Annotated in this window: 18 protein-coding genes; 1 reads left to right on the top strand and 17 read right to left on the bottom strand. The window is 41.7% G+C overall.

The features are described from left to right. Positions 1 to 25: 25 nt before the first annotated feature. From DWV68_RS14380 to DWV68_RS06310, 16 genes are all read right to left on the bottom strand, one after another. Entirely contained in the window at positions 26 to 202 is a 177-nt protein-coding gene (locus DWV68_RS14380; RefSeq protein WP_156454673.1) for a hypothetical protein, read from the bottom strand. Between the two features lie 114 nt (positions 203 to 316). Next, positions 317 to 1,717 carry an alanine/glycine:cation symporter family protein gene (locus DWV68_RS06385; protein ID WP_117842215.1) on the bottom strand — a complete coding sequence of 467 codons (1,401 nt, stop codon included), beginning with the start codon at positions 1,715 to 1,717 and terminating at the stop codon, positions 317 to 319. A gap of 268 nt (positions 1,718 to 1,985) precedes the next feature. Continuing rightward, on the bottom strand, positions 1,986 to 2,774 hold the full coding sequence (locus DWV68_RS06375; protein WP_242994288.1) for a polysaccharide deacetylase family protein: 789 nt from the start codon (positions 2,772 to 2,774) through the stop codon (positions 1,986 to 1,988). Continuing rightward, positions 2,771 to 3,412 carry a beta-phosphoglucomutase gene (gene pgmB / locus DWV68_RS06370; RefSeq protein WP_118057750.1) on the bottom strand — a complete coding sequence of 214 codons (642 nt, stop codon included), beginning with the start codon at positions 3,410 to 3,412 and terminating at the stop codon, positions 2,771 to 2,773. Before pgmB ends, DWV68_RS06375 begins: the two co-directional genes overlap by 4 nt. Positions 3,413 to 3,426: 14 nt before the next feature. Continuing rightward, entirely contained in the window at positions 3,427 to 4,242 is an 816-nt protein-coding gene (locus tag DWV68_RS06365; RefSeq protein ID WP_118057749.1) for an alpha/beta hydrolase, read from the bottom strand. A 28-nt stretch (positions 4,243 to 4,270) separates the two neighbouring features. After that, entirely contained in the window at positions 4,271 to 6,580 is a 2,310-nt protein-coding gene (locus DWV68_RS06360) for a glycoside hydrolase family 65 protein (protein ID WP_118057748.1), read from the bottom strand. A gap of 15 nt (positions 6,581 to 6,595) precedes the next feature. Continuing rightward, the gene (locus DWV68_RS06355; RefSeq protein WP_022242550.1) at positions 6,596 to 7,444 is read right to left on the bottom strand and encodes a carbohydrate ABC transporter permease; all 849 of its coding nucleotides are present in this window, start codon (positions 7,442 to 7,444) and stop codon (positions 6,596 to 6,598) included. After that, positions 7,444 to 8,313 (bottom strand): carbohydrate ABC transporter permease, encoded by an 870-nt coding sequence (locus tag DWV68_RS06350; RefSeq protein ID WP_022242549.1) that lies wholly within the window; start codon positions 8,311 to 8,313, stop codon positions 7,444 to 7,446. Before DWV68_RS06350 ends, DWV68_RS06355 begins: the two co-directional genes overlap by 1 nt. Positions 8,314 to 8,378: 65 nt before the next feature. Continuing rightward, positions 8,379 to 9,641 (bottom strand): ABC transporter substrate-binding protein, encoded by a 1,263-nt coding sequence (locus DWV68_RS06345; RefSeq protein ID WP_118057747.1) that lies wholly within the window; start codon positions 9,639 to 9,641, stop codon positions 8,379 to 8,381. Positions 9,642 to 9,968: 327 nt separating this feature from the next. Continuing rightward, positions 9,969 to 10,925 carry a LacI family DNA-binding transcriptional regulator gene (locus DWV68_RS06340; RefSeq protein ID WP_118057746.1) on the bottom strand — a complete coding sequence of 319 codons (957 nt, stop codon included), beginning with the start codon at positions 10,923 to 10,925 and terminating at the stop codon, positions 9,969 to 9,971. 206 nt (positions 10,926 to 11,131) lie between these two features. Next, on the bottom strand, positions 11,132 to 11,866 hold the full coding sequence (locus tag DWV68_RS06335) for a hypothetical protein (RefSeq protein ID WP_118057745.1): 735 nt from the start codon (positions 11,864 to 11,866) through the stop codon (positions 11,132 to 11,134). Between the two features lie 251 nt (positions 11,867 to 12,117). After that, positions 12,118 to 12,429 carry a hypothetical protein gene (locus DWV68_RS06330; protein ID WP_118665322.1) on the bottom strand — a complete coding sequence of 104 codons (312 nt, stop codon included), beginning with the start codon at positions 12,427 to 12,429 and terminating at the stop codon, positions 12,118 to 12,120. Next, a complete protein-coding gene (locus DWV68_RS06325; RefSeq protein WP_118057743.1) occupies positions 12,429 to 12,827 on the bottom strand; it encodes a hypothetical protein in 399 nt (132 codons plus the stop codon). Before DWV68_RS06325 ends, DWV68_RS06330 begins: the two co-directional genes overlap by 1 nt. A 57-nt stretch (positions 12,828 to 12,884) precedes the next feature. After that, the gene (locus DWV68_RS06320) at positions 12,885 to 13,991 is read right to left on the bottom strand and encodes a lysylphosphatidylglycerol synthase transmembrane domain-containing protein (RefSeq protein WP_118057742.1); all 1,107 of its coding nucleotides are present in this window, start codon (positions 13,989 to 13,991) and stop codon (positions 12,885 to 12,887) included. Continuing rightward, a complete protein-coding gene (locus DWV68_RS06315; protein ID WP_117947264.1) occupies positions 13,933 to 14,484 on the bottom strand; it encodes a hypothetical protein in 552 nt (183 codons plus the stop codon). Before DWV68_RS06315 ends, DWV68_RS06320 begins: the two co-directional genes overlap by 59 nt. Before the next feature lie 33 nt (positions 14,485 to 14,517). Then, positions 14,518 to 15,543 carry a glycosyltransferase family 2 protein gene (locus DWV68_RS06310; RefSeq protein ID WP_118057741.1) on the bottom strand — a complete coding sequence of 342 codons (1,026 nt, stop codon included), beginning with the start codon at positions 15,541 to 15,543 and terminating at the stop codon, positions 14,518 to 14,520. Positions 15,544 to 16,202: 659 nt separating this feature from the next. Here DWV68_RS06310 and tyrS point away from each other — a divergent pair. Continuing rightward, the gene (tyrS, locus tag DWV68_RS06305) at positions 16,203 to 17,429 is read left to right on the top strand and encodes a tyrosine--tRNA ligase (protein WP_118057740.1); all 1,227 of its coding nucleotides are present in this window, start codon (positions 16,203 to 16,205) and stop codon (positions 17,427 to 17,429) included. 104 nt (positions 17,430 to 17,533) lie between these two features. Here the strand turns inward: tyrS and DWV68_RS06300 are convergent, their stop codons facing one another. After that, entirely contained in the window at positions 17,534 to 18,457 is a 924-nt protein-coding gene (locus DWV68_RS06300) for an Rpn family recombination-promoting nuclease/putative transposase (RefSeq protein ID WP_118057739.1), read from the bottom strand. Between the last annotated feature and the right edge of the window lie 293 nt (positions 18,458 to 18,750).

Below are 18,750 nucleotides of genomic sequence, written 5' to 3'. Positions count from 1 at the left end.
GTATTATAGCATTGTTTTATCTGTTTTACAATTCGCTTCTGGCATGAATCTTCTTTTCGTAGGATAAAAGCAGGTTTTCTATCTGTAATGCAACGCTTTCCGGGAAAGTTCCGGCATACTTCAGTGGTATTTTTATCCAGAAATCAAGATTCTGATAACGTTTCTGTCCTCTGGTATTCGCCCTGTCCTGTTTTGCTGCCACCCGGATTTTCACCTGCGCCCGTTTCTGCTCCAGCAGCGGCACCAGAATATAATAAAGCCGGTCATCTTTTAATGAAAGATAACCGGCTGCCTCGCCGGACTGCTTCTTTATTTCTTATTGGCTTACTTCTTCTTTGCCATCAAAATAATCTTTTACCATCTTCACCACGACGCCGGACAATAAGAATACCGCAATCAGGTTCGGGATTACCATAAGTCCGTTAAAAGTCTCTGCTATACTCCACATCAGTCCCAGATTCATAGTTGCACCCACGATGGCAACCAGTGAATAAAGGAGCATAAATGGCTTATTGGCTCTGCTTCCAAACAGGAATTCTATACAGCGGGTTCCGTAAAGTCCCCAGCCGATAATCGTTGAAAATGCAAAACAGCACATGGCAACTGCAGTAAAAATAGACACCCAGCCGCCATATACAGAAGTAAATCCGCTGATGGTAAGTTCTGCGCCTGCTGCCGCACCATATCCAACCGGAACTCCACTGCAAAGAATGACAAGTGCAGTTAAAGTACAGATTACAATGGTATCTACAAATACTTCAAAAATTCCAAAGAAGCCCTGTTTTACCGGTTTTCTGGTGTCTGCACAGGCATGTGCAATAGAGCCGGTACCAAGTCCTGCTTCATTGGAAAAGATTCCACGGGATACTCCTTTTTTCATACTCATAAAGAAACTTCCCACTGCACCGCCTGTTACGGCTGCCGGGTCAAATGCGCCCCGTATAATAGAAGAAAATACGGTCGGAATGCTTCCTATATGTACTACTACGACACCTACTGCCAGCAGAATATACATAATTGCCATAAATGGCACCAGTTTCTCTGTCACCTGTCCGATTCTCTTGATTCCGCCCAGGAGAATCAGTGCAATCAGAACCGCCAGTACGATTCCGATAACAAGATTTAAGGTTGCTGCTCCATCTTCTGAGAGTAGATTATAATTATATAATGCAGAATCAATTGCTGTTGTAATGGTATTGACCTGTGTGGCATTACCGGTTCCGAATACCGTCAGCACACCAAATGCAGAAAACAGATATGCCAGCCAGTGCCAGTGTTTCTTTAATCCATTTTTGATGTAATACATTGGTCCGCCAACGTAATCGCCCTCTTTATTTCTTTCCCGGAAATGCACCGCAAGGGTTACTTCCGAGAATTTGGTACACATTCCCAGCAATGCGGATATCCACATCCAGAATACAGCTCCCGGTCCACCAATGGCTATCGCACCTGCCACGCCGGCTACATTTCCGGTTCCTACTGTTGCCGCCAGTGCCGTACAGACTGCCTGGAATGGAGTCAGTGCTCCGTCAGAGGCTTCTCTTTTCTTGAGCATCCGCCCTAATGTAATTTTCATCGCATATGGGAATTTACGAATCTGTAGAAAGTTGGTCCGGATACTCAAATAAAGTCCGACCCCGATAATGCAGATCATGGCTGGAACGCCCCAGATGAAATTATTCACTGCACTGTTGATGGATTCAATCATTGCTAACATTATGTGTTCCCCTTTTATCTTATTTTCCGGTGGGATGGAGGGGGAAAAACATATCCGGAGAGAAGATTATGAAAATCAGGTTTTGTTTCACAAAATACGCCATGATTCTTAGCAATGTTTTTTTCTTGTAGCAGACTGTCTTTCCGTTTGCTTTGACATGGATAACGATTGCTGTCCACCGGATGTCTCCTTTCCACCCCTTCATCCCACCTGTAAAGTCAGTGTAACGCATGAATTATAGCATAATTTTTCTCAATTTACCATGACTTTAAACAGAATATAAGCCCGGGTGAATGCAGATTTTCTCTCCGTTGCGGAGAAGATAAATATCCTGTCCGCTTCCGTTAAATAATATTTTTTCATCCACGCTGGTATATACGCTTTTTACTGCCATAAGATAATGGCAGACCTCTGCATTGGTAGCATACCAGATATCTTCCCTGCCGCCTGTCATTTTGCAGAATTCTTCTATCACATCCCAGTTCTTATCCCGGTCAAATTCATAGCTGTGTCCCCAGACATAGAAAAGATACTGGAACTGTGGCAGATCAAAGGCAAGAAATTCTTTCGCATGTTCGATCAGTCTGTTGTTATGGTGACAGGTAGGATTCCATTCATAGAAATCCTGCGGATGCGTGTATTTTCCGCTGTCCGTTGCTGTTCTGGCATAATGGATGCCAAGGGAGGGAAGAAGTGTTTTTATTTCATGGCTGTAGGAACCATTCGGATAAGCATGACCGCAGACGATTTTTCCGGTCAGTTCTTCCAATGCCTCGCGGTCGTTTAATATTTCTTTTACTACATCCGTCATAGGGCAGCGGGCTATGGTCAGATGTTCCACGCCATGGGTTGCAACTTCATGCCCCTTATAAAGCTCCGCTATCCTGTCTTTTCCAATTCTTCTCTCTTCCTGCATACAGCCGGAATTCAGGTTGAAGGTTCCCCGGATTCCATAACGGTTGCATATTTCCAGTAAATGCACATCTGACCATAAGCCATCATCATAGCTTATGGTCAGTGCCTTATTCCGGAAACCCGGATATGTATAATAAATCACAATGCAATTTCCTTAAGATCAGCAAATGTTGTCATCGGATAATCCGTTTTCTCATAGAAAGCGGCATCTCCGATTCCGGCAGCCTTCATTCCACCGTTCTTTGCTGCTTCAATTCCGGCAACTGCATCCTCAACCACCAGACAATCCTCCGGTGCAAGAGCAATGTATTCTGCCGCTTTTAAAAATACTTCCGGATCAGGTTTGGATTTTGTAATATTGGTGCCGTCAGAAACTGCATCAAATACATCATCCAGTCCTACCTGTTTTAAAATAAATTTGGTATTCTTGCTGGAAGAACCAATCGCAACTTTTATGCCTGCTGCCTTTAATGCAGCTAAGGTCTCCCGGACTTCACCTGTTACATCATCCGGTGTCATGCTTTTTAATTCTTCTTTATAGTAATTATTTTTTTCTTCTGCCAGTGCTTCCTTTTCTTCCTGGGAAAGTGCCGGTCCATGGTAGTTTCTTAAAATAATTTCAAGGCTTTCCATTCTGCTTACACCCCGCAGCAGGTTGTTAATCTCTTCATTAAATAGAATTCCACGGGCATCCGCTATTTTTTTCCAGGCACGATAATGGAGTTTATCCGTATGAACTAGTACTCCATCCAGATCAAATAAAATTCCTTTAAATTTCATCTTGTCCTCCAATCTTATAAATCCGCTACCCATTTTCCAGCTAATGTAATCCAGTCCTGACAACGTTTCTGAATGCCGAATCCATTTTCTGTAATCTGTGTTTCTTCATTGGCAAGAGAGAGTCCATGAAGTCCTTCCGGGAAAATATGAACTTCTACAGAAACCTGGTTTTTCACCAGTTCTTCTGTAAACATCAGGGTATTCTGGATTGGCACCGACTGGTCGGTTAAAGTATGCCAGATAAATACCGGCGGTACCTGCTTTCCTACCTGATACTCCAAACTTAAAAGCTCTTCTAATTCTTTGCTCTTTTTCGTTCCCATCAGGTTTTCAATGCTGCCGTGATGTGCATATGTTCCGGATGTAATTACCGGATAAGAAAGCAGTAATCCATTTGGCTGCATCTGCTCTGCGGTAAGTCCTGTTTCTCTTGCCAGCCAGTCTTTGTCCCAGAACACACCAAGGCTTGCTGCCAGATGACCGCCTGCTGAGAAACCGGCTACGATAATCTTATCTTCTTTGATGCCATATTCCCCGGCATGTTCTCTTAAATATGCAACGCTCCATGCCAGTTCGCATAAGGACTGTGGAAATTCTGCCGGTGCCACGCTGTAACGCAGAACACAGGCATGAAATCCTCTGGCAATATACTGCACCGCAACTGCTTCTGCCTCCCGGTCGGAGGTAAATTCATAGCCGCCGCCCGGGCAGATAAGTACCAGCGGTCGGGTACGATTGCTGTCAATCTCTTCAAAATTATCTAAAATATAAGTATACAATTTTGCATCGGTCGCCTTTGGCGTCTGAACCGGTATTACGTTATATTTCATAACTTCACCTTCTTTTTTCTATTCTTTACTAATTCTCCTGATAAGATACTTCTGCCTTCCGGCTGCCTGCATCCACCGTATACTCCTGTCCATAGATGCAAAGTGAAACCGCTTCGCCTTCTAACAGTTCTACACTGCAGGTTTCTTTATTTACGCATATCTCTAACAGGCTTCCATGATAACGGACACGGAAATGATATCCCTGCCACTTTTCCGGTATGGATGGTGCTAAGAAAAGTGTCTCTTCTTCTGCCCGTAATCCGGCAAATCCATTGACAATTGCCATATAGCTGCCGCCCATATTGGCTGCATGGATTCCATCTTGGCTATTCTTGTGTGTATTTAATAAATCCATCTTGGCTGAATCGCCAAAATAGTAATATGCCTTGTCCTTAAGACCAAGTCTGGATGCCATAATACTGAATACACAGGTAGAAAGAGAGGAATCATGGGTTGTAATTTTCTCATAATACAGGAATGATTTTTCTTCCGTTTCTCTGTCCTGATAATCCGGGAAGAGATAGTGTGCCAGTACAGTATCTGCCTGTTTGCATACCTGATAGCGGTATAAATGCAATGGATGGTAATGCAGTAACAGCGGGAACTCTTCCTGTGGTGTATGCTCTAAATCCCACACCGGTTTCTCCAAGAAAGAATCGTCCTGCGGATTGATTCCAAATGTCTCATCATATGGAAGATACATTTTCTCCTGCGCTTCTTCCATTGCCTCGATTTCCTGCTCTGTCAGGTCATTTTCTTTACAAAATTCCTGATAAGCTTCTTTTTCTTCTGCCAGCCGTTTTGCAAATTTCAAAAACCACTGCATGCTGTATTTTGCGCTGGCATTGGTATAATAATTGTTGTTTACAATACAGGTATATTCATCCGGTCCGGTTACATCATTGATTACAAAGCGGTCTTTATAGTAGTTTCCTACATCAAGCCACAGCCGGTTGGTCTCTAAGAGAATCTTTAAACCCATTTCCTTGATGAATTCCCAGTCACCGCTGGTCTTATAATATAAAATAACTGCGTATGCAATATCTCCATCAATATGATACTGGGCTGTTCCGGATGGGAAATAACCGGAACATTCTTTGCCGGTAATGGTACGCCATGGATAGAGTGCACCTTTTTTATGTCCTAATAAAGCCGCATTTTCTTTGGCTTTTCCCAATGTCTTATAGCGGTATTCCAAAAGCTTTCTAGCGATTGCCGGATTGGTCATGGCAAAATACGGTACCATAAACATTTCCGTATCCCAGAAATAATGTCCTTCGTAGCCTTCACCACTTAAGCCTTTCGCCGCAATGCTGGAATATCCGTCGTAACCGGCTGACTGCAGAAGCTGATACATATTAAAGCAGAGGGATTCATTTAAGTCTCTGTCTCCCACGATTTCCATGGAAGAGTTGTTCCAGAACTCTTTTAAATATTCCTGCTGTTTTTTATAATAAGAAGCAATTCCCTGCTCCACTACTTTGGAAAGCTTCTCGTCTGCGGCTTTTCTGCAATCCTCTTCCCGGATAGAATCTGTAAAAATACTGTATTTTATGATTCTTACTTCATCTCCCGGCCGTATATCAAAGCGGTAGCTTACGTCCATTGCATGTGCGGTCTCATCATAGGTTACTACTTCTGATGGCTGGCGCTTCTGGTTAACAGTGACTATGTTTGCCACTGCACTTGCCACCTTAAGATGGCTCTCTATGGTAGAACTTACGAGACATGCACCGGATTCGCATATGTGAACATCTTCTTTTTTCAAATGATTGTGGCTTTCCCCTGCCAGTCTTGGGTCATTTGGATTAAAATAATTTCTGACCAGTCCTAAATGTCTGGAATGTATTTCTACTGTTCCGGAAAAATCAATGGACTGGAAGCAATAATCAATGGTAAAAAGGGAACGTTCTTCAAAGGAAGCCATTCTTGTAATATTAAAATGAAGCTGCTTTCCTTCCTTGTTGCTCCAGTCTACTTCACGTCTGGTAATTCCTTTTTCCATATCCAGCGTTCTTACATAACGGCAGTCTGCGTCATCCGCCATGGAAAATTTCTGCCCGTCAAAGGACACCTCTATGGTCTGGGTATCTGCCACATTTAACATACTCTCTTTGTCTTCCACGAGATTGCAAAGTTTTTCTGCCTGCTTCATAGGTGCAATATCATAAAAGCCATTAATATACATGCCCCGCATGGTGTCGAAATCTGCTGGAACGCCTTCTTCCAGGGTGCCGCGTACTCCGATATAGCCATTGGCATTATGAAAAATTGTTTCCTGCAGCTGCAGGCTCTTCTCATTTAATCCAATTCCTGTTACCTGATAAATTTTACTCATATACGCTCCCTCTCTTTAACCCTTTACTGCACCGGCTGCTACACCTTTGATAATATGTTTCTGGCAAAGCAGATAGAAAATGATAACCGGAATAATGGTAAATGTCAGTGCCGCCATTGCCATATTCCACTCGATGGTATACTGTCCAAAGAACAGTGACATTGCCAGCGGAATGGTCTTATTTTTGATACTGGTCAGTGTCAGTGATGGTAATAAGTAGTCGTTCCAGATCCAGATAACATCCAGAATAATTACAGTTACGGTAATGGATTTTAAAATTGGGAATACAATTCTCCAGAATAGCTGCCAGGTATTACATCCATCAATAATTGCGGCTTCCTCTAAGGATACCGGAACGGAGGATTTGATAAATCCATGGAATAAGAACACACCCATGCCGGCGCCAAAGCCTACATACATAAAGATTAATCCACCTAAGGAATCTTTAAACGGAATACCGAAGAATTTCCCAAACTGATTCATTTCCTGCATCAATGGCATCATAATGGTCTGGAACGGAATCAGCATGGTAAGAATCAGAAGTCCGTATAAGAATTTACTTAATTTATTATTAGAGCGGACAAACATCCACGCTGTCATAGCACTCAGTAATACGATAATTCCTACTGCAATTACTGTTACGATGATGGAATTCTTAAATGCCATTAAAAAATCCATTTTCTTTAAAGCGCCCTGGAAATATTCCAGTGTAAAATGTTTTGGAAAGGCGAAGATATTTTCATATAATTCTGCACGGCTCTTGAAGGCATTTACGATTACCATATATACCGGAACCAACCATACGCAGCACAACAATATTACCAGAATATTTACGATTATTTTTCCAACTGGTTTTCTCTTCATTATGCTGACACCTCCTTATCGCCAGTAATCTTAACCTGAATTAATGTAATCAATGCAATGATGACAAAGAATACGATTGCTTTTGCCTGTCCATATCCGAAATGGCTCTTGGTAAAGATTTCATTAAAAATATTCATGGACACCATTTCTGTTGAGTTGTTTGGTCCACCGCCTGTCAGTGAAACGTTTACATCATAAATCTTGAAACAGTTGGATAATGTTAAGAACAGACATATTGTAATGGATGACATAATCAGCGGAAGCTTAATGTTGATTAAAGTTCTCCAGAAGCCTGCCCCGTCAACCTCTGCAGCTTCGATTACATCATCGGAAATTGCTTCTAATCCTGCGATATATACAATCATCATATATCCTGCCATCTGCCATGTAGATACTACAATCATGGCACAGAAAGCCATTTTCTTATTTACAAGCCAGTTAAAAAATATGTTTGTTAATCCGGTCATATCTCCGATTGTACTCATTGCGTCTCCAAGAACGTACTGCCAGATATAACCTAAAATCAATCCACCAATCAGGTATGGTAAGAATAACATGGTTCTTGCCACATTACGCACCTTCAGTTTGGTTGTTACCAATACTGCAAATGCCAGTGCCAGTACATTGACAATTACTACAGTAATTAATGTAAATAATGTTGTTCTTACTAATGATGTCAGAAATTGTTTATCCGAAAAAATCTTTGCATAGTTGGACAATCCTACAAATACCTTTTCACTTTTTGCCAGTCCATCCCAGGATACAAGGGAATAACCCATTCCCGTGAAAAACGGAATGATTACTATAATGCAAAACATAATCATCAATGGAGCGGTAAATAATGCATACCAGCCTTTTTTTATCTTCATCTTTGTCCCTCATTCCTTTTCTAAAGTGAACAGGTGCTGCCAAAGGCAACACCTGCAATTAATGTTTACTCATTTGCTGCTGTTACGAATGAATCATTTAATGCTCTTAAGAATTCATCGGTTGTCATATCCGAGGAGAAGTATTCCTCTGCGTTCTGTACCAGGTAAGTTGTGATGATACCTGCAGGCCACTCCTCATTGAATGTCCAAGGAATGATGTTGCCTTCTGCGATTGCATCAGATACTGCCTGTGATAATGGGTCTAAGTTATCAGCTTCCATACCATCTACTACCGGAATGAATCCAAATTTGTTGGTAAGGTAATCAGCTCCTGTTTCACTTGTATATAACCAGTTTAAGAAATCTTTTGCTAACTGTTTGTCACTGTCACTTGCGTCTGTATTTACACACCATACAGATGGAATACCGACTGCGATGGATTTGTTGCCTGCGATTGGTAATGGAGCAATTCCCATATCAAAGTCTACATCATAGGATGAAAATAGGGAGTAGCACCAGTTACCCTGATGAATCATTTCTGTTTTACCGGTTGCAAAGTCACCACAGTTGTCATCATAAGATACTTCCAGTGGATTCTTCTGGTTCTCTTTGATTGCTTCGAAAATCTGTCCAAGTTCCTGGAACTCTTTTACGTCAGCGATGTTTACCTTTCCATCGTATACATCCTGACAGAACTGTGCCGGATCATCCTGTAATGCGAATGGAGTATTTAAAATCTGTCCGATTAAGAAGTACGCTTCCTGTGAAAGTCCAAGTCCTGTCTCCCCATCGGCTGCTGCATCTTTGATAGTCTGAACCAATGCATCGGTTGTATTAATCTGGTCTTCACTGATTAAGTTTTTGTTATAAACCAGTCCGAAGCCTTCTGCTGTCATCGGAACACCGACTGTCTTATCATCGCTCTTTGCAATAAGGTCATCATTAATCTTGTCTAAGAAACTCAAATCACTTAAATCCTCTAAGTAAGCGGACATTTCCGCAATCTCTGTGCTGGAAGAAAGTGAAAATACGGTAGGACCGGATTCACTTGACATATAAGTCTTTAAGTTCTGGTAATAATCATCTCCGGAAATCTGCCAGACTTCTACTTCTACACCGGTCTCTTTTTCATAGTCTTTAGCAAGTTCTTTCAACTGATCATAAATCTCTGTTTTCTGCTGGAAGATGGTAATCTTTCCTTTACTCTCTCCGCTTGCGCCCTCTGTATTGGAAGCATCAGATCCTCCCTTAGAACCGCATCCTCCTAATACCATGGAAGCACCTAAAACTGTTGCCAATACTAATGATACGATTTTTCTCTTCTTCATTTTGTACCCTCCTTGTGTTGCTTTGTTTTTGATAACTATACTTTACATAAATTTTACTAATTCGTCAATCCTCTTCGTTATCTTTCTACCTTTTTCACTGTTTTTACATGGTTTTGTTGTGCAAAACGACCGTTTCAAGACTTGTTTTTAGTAAATTTAGTAAATATTTACCTTTTTTTAGTAAAACAAGCAATATTATTATAGTAAATTTTCGCTACTCTCACAAACTACACGAAACACGCTTTGCGAATTTCTCGCTACTCGCGAAAAAAAGAAGAACCCTCTGTACCAGAAGATTCTTCCATGTCCTATTTTTTATCTTATTTTCTATCGTGTGGTCTTTCTCCAGTGAACCTTCGCGGCAATCTTAAAGGTGTCAAAACTGCAGCTTCCCGCAATATTCTGAAGCAGAAACTGGGCCGCCAGATAGCCTCTCTCATAATCCGGGATATCTACCGTGGTAAGTCCCATCAGTTCTGACATCTCGGTTCCATCGAATCCGGTTACTGCTATATCATCCGGAATCTTAAGACCTTCCTGCCGCAGTGCCTTCATTGCTCCGATTGCCATATTGTCATTCGCACAGACTAACACTTCCGGAATATTATCTGATAAAAGCATCAGTCTTGCTGACTGATAACCGCTCTTTTCATAATAATCTCCCAAGAAATAATTTTCCCGGCTGAATGTAATTCCATTTTTCTGCAATACATCTTTTAATGCCCGATAACGTTCCTGGTTATCCAGCGTATCTATTCCTGCAATATATCCAAAGCGGCGATAGCCTTTATCCACCAGCCCCTGCACCAGCTCTGCCATTGGCGCATAGTTATTGACTACCACGCTCTTAATATTCGGCACATCCATAATCCGGTCCAGTGCCACAATGGGATAACCTTCATTTGCCTTCTGGATTAAAGTGGAATTCTTACATTTCATATCCAGCATGATGGTTCCGCAAGTCAATGCCGGGTCCATAAATTTTTCACAGGATTTATTGGTACATATCATTAAATCATATCCTCTGGAATACACATAATCGCTGATTCCATGAATGATTTTCAGATAAAAGTTACGCTCATAATCACTGAAATTAAAAAGAATGGTATTGGTATCTTCTGCCGGCTTCTTATTTTTCCCCTTGTTAATATCATAGCCATTTTCCTTGCAAATCTCTAAGATCCGCTGTCTTGTCTCTTCCCCCACATTATTCCGGTGATTCAGTACATTGGATACGGTTGCCGGTGATACATTCGCCAGCTTTGCAATTTCTTTTACTGTCATACGCTTCCTCACTTTATTTTCTGCTCCCAAAGTAAATAATTACCTTTGTTTAACACCTCTTCAGTAAACGTATCACATTTTTTATATAAATTCAACTGAATGTTATAACAAAAAATGTGCCTTGGCACATTCCCGCGCCTGCGGCGGTCGCCTGCGACATCTACCTTATACGCCGCAGTGCGCATCCTCGCGGAGCGTTTTTTACTTTACAGGAAAGCAATTTCCTGATTAGAACGCTCATCTGCTATCAGCCGGTCAAATCGTCTTTCTTTTACAATCGGAAGCAGCTCATCCAAAAGCTGAAATGCATACTCTTTCCGGTCACTTAAGAAATAGCTGACTGCACACAAAAGATTCATTTCACATAAATCCATGACGCGGTCACCCTTTCGCAGCGGCTCCCTCAAATACTCTGCCAGCGAAAGCATTGCCAGATATTTTTCTTCCAGAATATATGCCCGCATCTTTATCATATATTTATAGGTATCCAGCATATTCAGTTCTCCAAATTCGCTGGGCGCCTCATTTTCCATCCATTCCGTTACTGTATCCACATCACCATCATACAACAGTCCCCAGGCTTTCATTGCTCCGAAATTCTCTAAAAGCCATCTACTCTGTTCCTTATGAAGCCTCTGATATATCTCTTCCAGAATCGGATATACCACCGCTATCTGTCCGGTTGCTATCATAATCCGCATCTGAAGGCTCAAAGCAATAAACAGAACAGCAATTTCGCCTTCTTTTTCTATAAATGGAATAATTCCAACTAATGTAGTAATTGCTTCAAAACATTCATCTCTCTGATAGCATACTTCTGCATAAGTTATTTCTGCAATTCCAAGGGAACTGTCTCCATAGAAGCATTTTACCCAGTCCTTTAGCTGTTCCTTCCGGTCATGCACATAATTTCCATACATGGTCATATCCCGGTTTTTCATGCATTCCCCTCCGACACGATTCAACACTTTTTATCTGTTTTTATAATAATTACGAATAACCTGCCTGTAAACTACCCGAAAGTGTAGGTTTTTCATTTACCCGGGAATTTTTTAAAACAGGGAATTTAAAACACTTGACCGGAAGATAAGTTAAAGTGCAAGAATTGCACTGCACAGTAAAACAGCAAGAGTCAGCTATTGCAAACTCTTGCTGTTCGAATATACCTTTAAAAAAGGGACTATTAATATTTCTATTTTCTCTGTAACCGCTTCTGCAGCACGCCCTTTGGATCTTTGATTAAAAACATTATCAGCCAGATGATTAATCCCAAGACCACTACGGATATTCCAAGAAAGAAATCATTCAGCATGTCCACCGGTTCCGGTGTAAAATACGCCGTCTTTAATTCTATGTACTCAACTACCGCATCTACCAGCCACATCAGTGTGGCGCCCCAGTACATAAGACTTAAGGTTCCTATTCGCATCTCGTTGGTGCCGTCCTTAAAATACCATACCAAAGTTACAATCACTGCCGCAATGGCTGCTGTAAGTAAAGTCATTACTGTATCTCCTTACCTGTTCCGATAACCGGACGTTTCTCGATGACATTGGATACTGCTACCATACCAGCCCACACAGCCGTAACAAGTACTGCCATGGCAACACCAGTTGTTGCCATCTCATGGAGCATTGCCATCGCATCCTCCGGATTTCCTGCTGCTGTTAAAAATGGGAACCATGGTGTCACTTCGCCATGCCAGATATGTTCAAATGCCAGCAGCGCAGAACCGCCCCAAAGCATATGGTTTAACCATTTTAATTTATGAGAAAATGGTGTCTTACTGCTCTCACTTAAGGTAACTTCCTCTTTATTTATGCGTTCCTCTTTCCCCTTTACTACATGCTCTGCAATTGTGGTAACCGCAGCTTCCGTTGCCGGAACTAAAAAACATGCCATATTTATATCCTCCTTATAAAACTGATACTTTTATTATATGAGGGAATTTTCTCAAAGTCAATTGTATTCGGCTGTTTCTGCGGGTTTCTTTCTACTGCATTTTTGCTCGAAGATATATACTATCACCGTAAGAATTGCGGAAGTTATCAACAAAAAGTAGAAATTTATTCCACGGGATACACACATGGATGCTGTAAGATAAGTGCCCGGAAATACTCCCGCGAAAATGCTCTTATACATCAGCTCCGTAATTCCCTGTGCTCCCGGCAGTGGCAGCATGTCCACGGCGATATAGACGGATGCCTGGAGCATCATGACTGTAAGCACATCTGTGCCTTTTAAATGAAAGCCAAGATATACAAGATAAGTCAGGAAAAATACACTGCATCTTTGCAGCACAGTGAATAATGTGGCCGCCACGATTTTTCCCTTATGTCCGGCAAAAAACTGCACGGTCTCACGGTATTTTTCCACAAAGCCGGAGAGTTTCCCGATTCGCTCCTCCGAATACTTCAGCAGATGAATCCGCACGCAGAACCGCTCTACTCCTGTCACAATATTGTGAAACAGCTTTGGCCCGAACATCACGATTAAAAGAAAAATCACCAGCACTGTATTTAACAGAAGTCCCAGATAAAAAAGCCACATATAGCTTCCCAGATAATTCTTTAGCGGATGATAGCCAAACAGCAGCATGAAAAGTCCAATCACCACCAGCACAAATTTGTAAAGCACTGCTACCGTCATTAAGACCACAGTACTTTCCGATATTTTTAACCCATCCTTTTTCATATGATAGAGCTGCATCGGCTGTCCGCCTGTAGCGGACGGTGTGATTCCCGAATAGAAAAATCCGATAAAGGAATATTTGATACACCTGCCTGCTGCAACGGGATTTCCCAGTGCCCGCAGAAGATAGCAGATCATCAGCCCTTCTGCCGATACGAAGAAAATCCCCAGACCCATGGCCCCAAAGAGATACCACGCATCCATTTTTCTTACTGCCTTTGCAACCTCTGTCATATCATTTCCCTTACAGATAGCAGAGAAAGTCAGTGCCGCCAGTAAGAGAAACAGCAGGACACTGATGAGATTCTTTTTATTCTTATGCAATTTCTGTCCGATACTGCTCCATACGGATGAGCTGCTTAAGTTCTCCTTCATAGATGACCTCTTTCTGCTCTAATTCATAAAAATCTTTTGGAGTTACCAGTGAAAAATGCTTCGAAAAAAGCTTTAATCCATTCTCCTCTAGCACACGGGCAATAAAGGAGGAACAGGTATAGCGTTTCTCCCGGAAGAATTCCTTCTGCAATAAAATAAAAGGCAGCCCTGCGATGCAGTAATGATATTTGTAGCGGTTTTCATAGCATTTTTTCAGCTGCTTTCTGATATTTTCCTTCTGCTCCTCCGTGCAGTCTATGGCAAATATCATATAACGCGCCGTTGGAAATGCCCGCATGATTTTCTCCTTTTCTTCCCGCTCGAAGCCCGCCAGAAGCGGTATTGAAGGAAATCTTCTTCCCACACTGTAGCACTCATCCAGCATCTCGTCCATGCCAAGCACCACATGTATGTAATCCTGCCGGATGGCTTTGCGGATCATCCACGCAAACAGCCCCGGAGTATCTACTAATCCGATGTATAATTTTTCCATTTTCTTATCCTCTTATACGATTTCTGCTGTTTCTTACTGGAACTGGTACATTTTCCGTGCCAGGCGATAGCCGGTCAGGGTTACAAAACCGCCTGCCACACCCCCCGGCAGATAAGTAAATCCGCTTAATCTCCGGTATTTTAAAATGCTATAAAGCTTTGGATGCAGTGCCTTTATATGCTCCCAAAGATTCTCCCGTTTCGCATAAGCTTCCTTATCTCCAATCAGTAGCAGATGGATGGAAGAAATTGCCATCATGATAGAGATATTTCTTGTCATATAGGCTGCCAGCTTCGGATAAGTTTTTGATATCTCACCAAGGTTCACGCAGTCTGACACCAGTTTGGTCACCTTAATCTGCTGGTCAATCCGCTTCATTAAGACCTTTTCATTCACGGACTGGTCATCTCTTCCCAGGAAATAATGATACAAATCCAGATTCAGATAACAGATATTTTTCACATAAGGCAATGGTTTATATGCAAATATGTTATCCACATAAAAAGTATGCTTCGGCAATTGCAGCCTGCAGTCCCGCAATATCTGGGTGCGGTAAAGCAACGCATGCATCACAAGGTACTGGGACGGCTTAAAATTGCCCATGTCATTCCAGGTACAAAGCTTCTTCTCCGGAAATACATTGGTATAGCGCATTGGCTTTGTCTTATTCTCATAAAGGTGGTCATAGACATAATTGCAGACTACCAGATCCACTTCTTTTTCCTGCCACTCCCATTCCCGAAGTTCTGAAAGAAGCTCCTTTAAGCTTTCCTCATCCAGCCAGTCATCAGAATCCACTACTTTAAAATAAGTCCCTGAAGCTGCCTCAAGTCCTGCATTTACGCCGGAACCATGTCCACCGTTTTCTTTATGTATGACTTTCACAATATCCGGATATTCCTTTGCATACTCGTCGGCAATCTCTCCGGTTCTGTCGGTAGAGCCGTCATCTACAATGATAATTTCCCCTTCCTCTTTGCATACCAGAAGAGAATCTATGCAACGTTTCATATAATCCTGTGAATTATAACAAGGTACTGTAAATGTAATTTTCTTCATTTTCCTAACCTCCTGTATCTCTGTTTACTAAAACGAATGAACTTTCCTTTTATCTTCAATTTTCTTTTTGTGTATTACTCCATTAATACAATTACACAATTAAAGCAATTTGTCAATTTACATTTCCTTAAGATTTGTTAAACAATAAATAACAAATTTTTAAATCCGGCTTTTAAAATCTTATGTTTGACAAATTTTAAGTTACCCCCTATAATGGGGATAATTAAGGCAGTTACAGGCTTTGATGGGAACAAGTAATAGCAAAGGAAACCTACAGAGAGTCACCGGTTGCTGAGAGGTACAGGGGCAGCTTGTTATGAATACATCCCGGAGCTTCGCACCAAATATTCAATATTTGTCAAATCAAAATTAAACTTTACAAATAAATGGTTTGTGGAAATTTGAATGAGTAGGCTGCGACGGATTAGCACACGTTATCGATGCGTAAGTTGCCAGATATCCTTAAGGCACTGCAGATGGCAGTCCTGTCGGTGACGGACACTTACTGAGGCAGGTTATGCGAATAATCTGTGAAAAAAGGTGGTAACACGAGACTTCGCCCTCGTCCTTTCATAGGACGGGGGCTTTTTTATGCGGGAAACAGGATAAAAATATTTCCCGGAATTTTAAAAAATACATTTTCAGAAAGGATTTTTATTATGACTTTATATGACGAATTAGTTGCCCGTGGATTGATTGCCCAGGTAACTGATGAAGCCGAGATTAGAGAGCTCATCAACAATGGAAAAGCTACTTTTTATATTGGATTTGACCCAACTGCAGACAGCCTTCATGTCGGACATTTCATGGCACTTTGCTTAATGAAACGTCTCCAGATGGCTGGCAACAAACCAATCGCCCTGATTGGTGGCGGAACTGCCATGGTCGGAGACCCATCCGGACGTACCGACATGCGCCAGATGATGACACCGGAAACCATTCAGCACAACTGTGACTGCTTTAAGAAACAGATGAGCCGCTTTATTGATTTCTCCGATAACAAAGCTCTTATGGTAAATAACGCTGACTGGCTCATGGACTTAAATTACATTGAAGTACTGCGTGAAGTTGGTGCTCATTTTTCTGTAAACCGTATGCTTACTGCAGAATGCTACAAACAGCGTATGGAAAAGGGCTTAAGCTTCTTAGAGTTTAACTACATGATTATGCAGAGCTACGACTTCTATACCTTATACCAGAAATATGGCTGTAATATGCAGTTTGGTGGCGATGACCAGTGGAGCAACATGTTAGGCGGAACCGAGCTGATTCGTCGTAAACTTGGAAAAGATGCTTACGCGATGACCATCAACCTTCTTCTGAATTCCGAAGGTAAGAAAATGGGTAAAACACAGTCCGGTGCTGTATGGCTTGACCCGAATAAGACTTCTCCATTTGACTTCTATCAGTACTGGAGAAATGTTTCCGATGCAGATGTATTAAAATGTCTGCGTATGTTAACCTTCCTGCCGTTAGAGCAGATTGACGAAATGGATAAATGGGAAGGCAGCCAGTTGAACCAGGCAAAAGAAATCTTAGCTTACGAACTGACCAATCTAGTTCACGGCGAAGAGGAAGCCAAAAAAGCACAGGAGAGTGCAAGAGCATTATTCTCCGGCGGCAATCATGCAGATATGCCTGCTGCTGAAATTACAGAGGCAGACCTTCGCGATGGCGTTATCGATATCATGGGACTTCTTGTTTCTGCCGGACTTTGTGCTTCCCGTTCCGAGGCACGTCGTGCCGTAGAGCAGGGTGGTGTTACCATCAACGGCGAAAAAGTAACCGACATCAAGACCACATATACTCCAGATGATATCAAAAATGCAGAAGAATTTGTTCTGAAACGTGGAAAGAAGAAATTCTGTAAAATTGTAATGAAATAATCTATAAAAATAAGCCAAAAGAGTTGTACCGATTTGTCCTGATGGACATTCCGGTACAACTCTTTTTTGTCCTATAACTCTATTTCTTTCTGAATCTTATCGCTTTATAAATCCAAAGTCTTTCCATACTTTTCTAATACCTGTTTTGCCTGCTCTTCCGTTATCTGTAATTCTTCCTGCAGCAATGCCAGGATTTCGGCATCTGATTTTCCAAATTTACTACCGAGCTTTATGATTTCTACTTCTTTTCCCTCCTGCAAGCCTTCTTCTAAACCAGCTTTCTTACCTTCTTCCAACCCAGCTTTCTTACCTTCTTCCAGTCCGGCTTTTCTTCCTTCTGCTTCGCCTTGTTTTCGAATCCGCTCTTCTCTCTCAAAACTCTTCATATATGCAAGACCTACCTCTCCATCCCGCTTAACTGCCGTTACCATCCGATGTAACTTTTTCAAGTTTTCAGATGGAGCATTCTCTATGGATGAATGCTCCATGTAATGCAGTAGCTGTTTTAATTCCTCCGGCGGGTTTCCTTCCCTTCCCCTTGTATACAAGAATATCGTCTGTGCGCCATCCTCATATTCTAATTCCGGTACTTCGATACATCCATTTTTGATTGTATACACCATACGATTCAATCCAAAGGGATCATAAGTTGTAATAAAGATTACGATGACATTCCGAAGACTCCCATAGGTATCCCCTGCTGTCAGATTTCCTGCGTCAATCTTCGCATGGTAAAACCGAACTCTTCGGGGCAGTGATACGATTTCTTCTTTTCCATCATTCTGGTCTGGTTCTATATCAAAGATTTCTCCGTTCTCTTCATCCAGATACACATCCAGCCGAATGCCGTGAGTCTCTGTATTCTCTCCACAGAAGAAGCGCTGCGGCACTACTGTAAGCTTTCCTATCTGCCGACGCAGAATGCATTCCAAAATGTACCTCGCCGACTGTTCCCCGTAAATTTTGTGGCTGGTCAGGCTGTTTACCAGAAAGTCATCCACCAGATTCAGTTCTTCTAAAGTTTTCATGTTTCCTCCTTTTCCCATAGTGCAAGGAAAAGCAGGATGATATACTTGGCTTTTCGTAAGAACGAATTTTCATATCGTTCAAACTTATTTGTCAGGTACTGTTATCATAATCTCATTTCCGATTCTGAAATTCCACCTATCCAATGCACTATGCGTTCGTAAATTGTAATTAGAATTTAAAAGCATAGAATTCATTGAATTGATACCAGAAATTTAGATTGGCTTCCGCCACTCGAAAATCAGAATATATGCTTTGTGTTGATTGTAACAAATGCCCTTGAAGAAAACAAGTA

Origin of the sequence: Roseburia sp. AF12-17LB (genome assembly GCF_003479605.1) — a bacterium.
Classification (GTDB): Bacteria; Bacillota; Clostridia; order Lachnospirales; family Lachnospiraceae; genus Roseburia_C; species Roseburia_C amylophila.
This window is presented reverse-complemented; position numbering and strand designations above follow the sequence as displayed.

Excerpts from the sequence above, each read along its gene's own strand:
- DWV68_RS06325 (WP_118057743.1), bottom strand. The coding sequence starts at position 12,827 with ATGGCATGTTTTTTAGTTCCGGCAACGGAAGCTGCGGTTACCACAATT.
- DWV68_RS06365 (WP_118057749.1), bottom strand. The coding sequence starts at position 4,242 with ATGAAATATAACGTAATACCGGTTCAGACGCCAAAGGCGACCGATGCA.
- DWV68_RS06360 (WP_118057748.1), bottom strand. The coding sequence starts at position 6,580 with ATGAGTAAAATTTATCAGGTAACAGGAATTGGATTAAATGAGAAGAGC.
- DWV68_RS06345 (WP_118057747.1), bottom strand. The coding sequence starts at position 9,641 with ATGAAGAAGAGAAAAATCGTATCATTAGTATTGGCAACAGTTTTAGGT.
- DWV68_RS06350 (WP_022242549.1), bottom strand. The coding sequence starts at position 8,313 with ATGAAGATAAAAAAAGGCTGGTATGCATTATTTACCGCTCCATTGATG.
- DWV68_RS06340 (WP_118057746.1), bottom strand. The coding sequence starts at position 10,925 with ATGACAGTAAAAGAAATTGCAAAGCTGGCGAATGTATCACCGGCAACC.
- DWV68_RS06300 (WP_118057739.1), bottom strand. The coding sequence starts at position 18,457 with ATGAAAACTTTAGAAGAACTGAATCTGGTGGATGACTTTCTGGTAAAC.
- tyrS (WP_118057740.1), top strand. The coding sequence starts at position 16,203 with ATGACTTTATATGACGAATTAGTTGCCCGTGGATTGATTGCCCAGGTA.
- DWV68_RS06320 (WP_118057742.1), bottom strand. The coding sequence starts at position 13,991 with ATGAAGGAGAACTTAAGCAGCTCATCCGTATGGAGCAGTATCGGACAG.
- DWV68_RS06335 (WP_118057745.1), bottom strand. The coding sequence starts at position 11,866 with ATGAAAAACCGGGATATGACCATGTATGGAAATTATGTGCATGACCGG.
- DWV68_RS06385 (WP_117842215.1), bottom strand. The coding sequence starts at position 1,717 with ATGTTAGCAATGATTGAATCCATCAACAGTGCAGTGAATAATTTCATC.
- DWV68_RS06355 (WP_022242550.1), bottom strand. The coding sequence starts at position 7,444 with ATGAAGAGAAAACCAGTTGGAAAAATAATCGTAAATATTCTGGTAATA.
- DWV68_RS06315 (WP_117947264.1), bottom strand. The coding sequence starts at position 14,484 with ATGGAAAAATTATACATCGGATTAGTAGATACTCCGGGGCTGTTTGCG.
- DWV68_RS06310 (WP_118057741.1), bottom strand. The coding sequence starts at position 15,543 with ATGAAGAAAATTACATTTACAGTACCTTGTTATAATTCACAGGATTAT.
- DWV68_RS06330 (WP_118665322.1), bottom strand. The coding sequence starts at position 12,429 with ATGACTTTACTTACAGCAGCCATTGCGGCAGTGATTGTAACTTTGGTA.
- pgmB (WP_118057750.1), bottom strand. The coding sequence starts at position 3,412 with ATGAAATTTAAAGGAATTTTATTTGATCTGGATGGAGTACTAGTTCAT.